The sequence below is a fragment of the Methylobacterium sp. WL64 genome, assembly GCF_008039945.1.
Classification (GTDB): Bacteria; Pseudomonadota; Alphaproteobacteria; order Rhizobiales; family Beijerinckiaceae; genus Methylobacterium.
The window spans coordinates 1-4231 of record NZ_VRVA01000221.1; the positions used below are offsets into that span (position 1 = coordinate 1).

The following is a 4231-nucleotide window of genomic DNA, read 5'->3' on the forward strand; positions in this document are numbered from 1 at the left end:
GCTCCCCTCTCCCGACCCGCTTCGCGGGCCACCCTCCCCCGCAGAGGGGGGAGGGGGCCAGCTCTCGGGCAAGCCCGAGAGCCGGGGCGGAGAAGGGGCCAGGCACGGCGCTCACGCGGCGATGAACTCGTTCCACTTGCGCACCATGTAGGTGTTCTCGTCCATCACGGCGTTCCAGCAGGCGACCGAGCCCATGCGCTGGTCGAAGGAGCCGCCGTCGCGGGTGGCGCCGGCCTTCTCGATCAGGGTGCCGTCCGGGCCCAGGATGTCCTTCTCGGCGGGCTTGCCCTCCATCCAGAACGCCCACTCGTAGGGCTGCATGTTCGCCTGCGCGGTCTCGAGCACCGCGGAATAATAGCCCTGGCGGTTGAGGTAGGCCCCGGCCCAGCCGGAGAGGAACCAGTTGATGAACGCGTAGGCCGCGTCGAGCTTGCGGCCGCTCAGGGTCTTCGGGATGCCGAAGCCCTGGGCCCAGGCGCGGTAGCCTTCCTTGAGCGGCTGGTAGGTGCAGGGCACCCCTTGCGCCCGCACTTTGGTCACGGCGGGCGACCACATCGACTGGATCACCGTCTCGCCGGACGCCATCAGGTTCACGGATTCGTTGAAGTCCTGCCAGAAGGCCCGGAACTGGCCGGCGCGCTTGGCCTCGATCAGCACCTTGATGGTGCGGTCGATCTCGGGCTTCGTCATGTTGCCCTTGTCGCCGTAGGTGTAGTCGCCGGTGGCCTCCACCACCATGGCGGCGTCCATGATGCCGATGGACGGGATGTTCAGGATCGACGCCTTGCCCTTGAACTCGGGGTTGAGCAGATCCTTCCAGCTCTCCACCGGCCGCTTGATCAGGTCGGGCCGGATGCCCAGCGTGTCGGCGTTGTAGGTGGTCGGGATCAGGGTCAGCCACTCGGTCGGCGCGGACGCGAAGGTCTTGGCGGCCTGACCCTCGAGGTAGAACACCTTCTTGGGCGCGGTGCCCTGGTCGCCGATCCGCTTGCCGGCCACCTCGCCCTTGGTGAACACCGAAGAGATCTTGTCGGCGAGCGCGATCCGCCTGGCGTCCAGGCCGCCCAGGTTGCCCGACGGGATGATCTTCTTGAGGCTGAAATACTCGGTGTCGACCAGGTCGAACGAGTTCGGCTGGGTGACCACCCGCTTGGTCACCTCGTCGGTTACCACCGGGATGTACTCGAGGGTGATGCCCAGATCCTCCTTCACCTTCCGGGCGATGTCCGCCGACTGGCTCACCGCGGTGCCGAGGTAGCGCAGGGTCACGGGCTCGGCCGCGTGCACGGCCGGGAAGCCGGTCACCGGCGTCGCCGCCAGGGCCGCGGCGCCTTTCAGGAGCGTGCGCCGGCTCGGCTTCGAGAACGGATCCATGGTCGTCTCCAAAGGTCTACGCGTCGAGGCGGTGGGCTGCGGCTTCGTCCCAGCCGACCGGGACCGTGTCGCCCGGCCGGAGCGGGCGGGCCGCGAAGGCGGCATCGCTGAGCACGGCGGTCAGGGCGGCCGAGTTGTCGGGCGCCCGCTCCAGCCCGTCCGCGTCGAGCCCGACATGGACGCTGGTGCCCTGGTACTCGACCGCGACCACCCGGGCCGGCAGGGCCTCCGGGCCGGCCTCGGCGCCCAGCCGCATCCGGTCGGCCCGCACGGCGATCATCCCGTCGGGCAGGCGGATCACGTTGTGGCCGCCGATGAACCGGGCCACGAAGGCGGTGGCCGGCCGCTCGAACACGGTGCGCGGGTCGGCGGCCTGCTCGATCCGGCCGGCATTCATCACCACCACAAGGTCGGAGAGCGCCATCGCCTCCTCCTGGCTGTGGGTGACGTGGATGAAGGTGAGCCCGAGCTCCGTCTGGATCCGCTTCAGCTCGACCCGCATCCGCACCCGCAGGAACGGGTCCAGCGCCGAGAGCGGCTCGTCCAGCAGCAGCACCTTCGGGCCGGTGACGAGCGCGCGGGCGAGCGCCACGCGCTGCTGCTGCCCCCCCGAGAGCTGGGCTGGCAGGCGCCCGGCGAGGTGGCCCATCTGCACGAGGTCGAGCATCGCCATCGCCTTGGCCCGGCGCTCGGCCTTGCTGACGCCGCGCATGCGCAGGCTGAAGGCGACGTTGTCCCGCGCGTCGAGATGCGGGAACAGGGCGTAGCTCTGGAACATCATGGCGGTGCCGCGCTCGGCCGGCGTCGCGTCGCCCACGGCTTTCGGGCCGATCACCACGTCGCCGGCGCTCGCGCGCTCGTGGCCGCCGATCATCCGCAGCGTCGTGGTCTTGCCGCAACCGGAGGGCCCGAGCAGGCAGCAATAGGCCCCGGACGGCACCTTCAGGTCGATGGCGTCGACCGCAATGGCCGCGCCGTAGCGCTTGGTCAGGCCGATCAGCTCGACATTCATGCGAAGCTCCCCCGGAGACGGCACGCAAGCGGCGGGCCAGCGTCGCCGTCACGCACCCCGCCGCTCGGCCGGATCGACCGCCCGGTCGAGCACCCGGCCGCGGCCCGGCTCGGACAGGACCTTGCCGTCCTCGGCGATCACCTGGCCGCCCGCGATCGTCATCACGGGCCAGCCCGTGACCGCAAAGCCCTCCCAGGGGGTGTAGTCGGAGCCGTGGTGCAGGATCTCCTGGCGGATCGTCTCGCGCTTGTTCGGGTCCCACAGGGTGAGGTCCGCGTCGAAGCCCGGGGCGATCGAGCCCTTGCGCGGATACAGGCCGTACAGCTTGGCGTGGTTCGTGGCGGTGAGCGCGACGAACTGGTTGAGGCTGATCCGCCCCTTCGAGACGCCTTCGGAGAAGAACACCGGCAGCCGGGTCTCGACCCCCGGGATGCCGTTGGGGATCCAGCGGAACGAGGATCTGCCGCGCGGGTTCAGCTTGCCCTGCGGGTCGTCGTAGCGGAACGGCGAGTGGTCCGACGAGACCACGTCGAAGATCCCGCGCCGGATGCCGGACCAGACCGCCTCCTGGCTGGCCTCGTCCCGGGGCGGCGGCGAGCAGACGTATTTCGCGCCCGCCATCGGGTCTTCGAGCCCGAGCCCCTTCATGTGCTCGGCCGTCAGGGTGAGGTATTGCGGGCAGGTCTCGGCCCGGATCTTCAGCCCGCGCGCCTGCGCCCACGCGATCTGCTCGGTGGCCTCGCGGCCGGAGACGTGGACGATCACGATCGGCAGGTCGATCAGCTCGGCATGGCTGATCGCCCGGTGCGCCGCCTCGCGCTCGACCACCTCGGGCCGGGACAGGGCGTGGCCGTAGGGCTTGGTCTCGCCCGCCCGCTCCAGCCGGTCGCTGAGATAGCGGATCGCGTCGTAGCCCTCGGCGTGGACCATCACCCGGGCGCCCTGCCGCCGCGCGACGTGGAACACGTCCAGCAGCTGGCGGTCGTTCAGGACCAGGTCGTCGTAGGTCATGAACACCTTGAACGAGGTGTAGCCGTCGGCGACCAGCGCCGGCAGCTCCTGGCCGAGCACCGCCTCGCTTGGGTCCGAGACGATCATGTGGATCGCCACGTCGACGTGGCACTGGCCCTCGGCCTTGGCCCGGTAGGCATCCACCGCGCCGCGCAGCGATCCGCCCCGGGGCTGGACCGCGAACGGCATCACGCAGGTGTTGCCCCCGGCCGCCGCCGCCCGGGTCGCGCTGGCGAAGTCGTCCGCCATGACGATGCCGGGGCCGGGATCCTGGGCGATGTGGACATGGCTGTCGATGCCGCCGGGCAGGACCAGCAGCCCGGAGGCGTCGATCACCCGGGCGGCGTCGGCGATGCCCTCGGCGACCGCCACGATCCGCCCGCCGCGCACGCCCACATCCGCCCGCACCGTGTCGCTCGCCGTGACCACGGTGCCGCCGCGGATCGCCAGGTCGAATTCGGGCATGACGCGCTCTCCTCCGCGCCCGCAGGCGCCTGTCGGGACGGGCGGATGCATCGTCCGCGCCGATTCGGGCGACGCGAGGAGGGCACAGCCGTCCGGCGGGGTCCAGAGTGCCCAAGTCATGGGTTCCCGAAGGGCGCAGCCCTTTGGCAGGGGTTCGGGGGCGGAGCCCCTAAGGCACCCAGGGCTCCGCCCTGGACCCGCGAAAGGTCACGGACCTTTCGAAACCGGGATTTTGGCTCTGAGCTCGACTTTGGCCATTTCGACCGGCCGTGGAACGCGCTGGGTGACGAAGCGGGCTTGATGGATAGGCTGGTGGTGTCCCTCGCCAGAGACGCCCCATGCCGCACCTGCCCGCCCGCTTCGCCGGGA

Annotated in this window: 3 protein-coding genes; all 3 read right to left on the reverse strand. The window is 70.7% G+C overall.

All coding sequences use genetic code 11. The features are described 5' to 3' along the window. Positions 1-111: 111 nt before the first annotated feature. Genes FV242_RS32880 through hydA form a run of 3 tightly spaced genes read right to left on the reverse strand, consistent with a single transcriptional unit; the run spans position 112 to position 3862 of the window. Positions 112-1374, reverse strand: a complete 1263-nt coding sequence (locus FV242_RS32880; protein ID WP_147941866.1) for a PotD/PotF family extracellular solute-binding protein — start codon at positions 1372-1374, stop codon at positions 112-114. A gap of 16 nt (positions 1375-1390) precedes the next feature. After that, entirely contained in the window at positions 1391-2386 is a 996-nt protein-coding gene (locus FV242_RS32885) for an ABC transporter ATP-binding protein (RefSeq protein ID WP_147941867.1), read from the reverse strand. Positions 2387-2434: 48 nt separating this feature from the next. Further along, the gene (gene hydA, locus FV242_RS32890; protein ID WP_147941868.1) at positions 2435-3862 is read right to left on the reverse strand and encodes a dihydropyrimidinase; all 1428 of its coding nucleotides are present in this window, start codon (positions 3860-3862) and stop codon (positions 2435-2437) included. Positions 3863-4231: the final 369 nt, after the last annotated feature.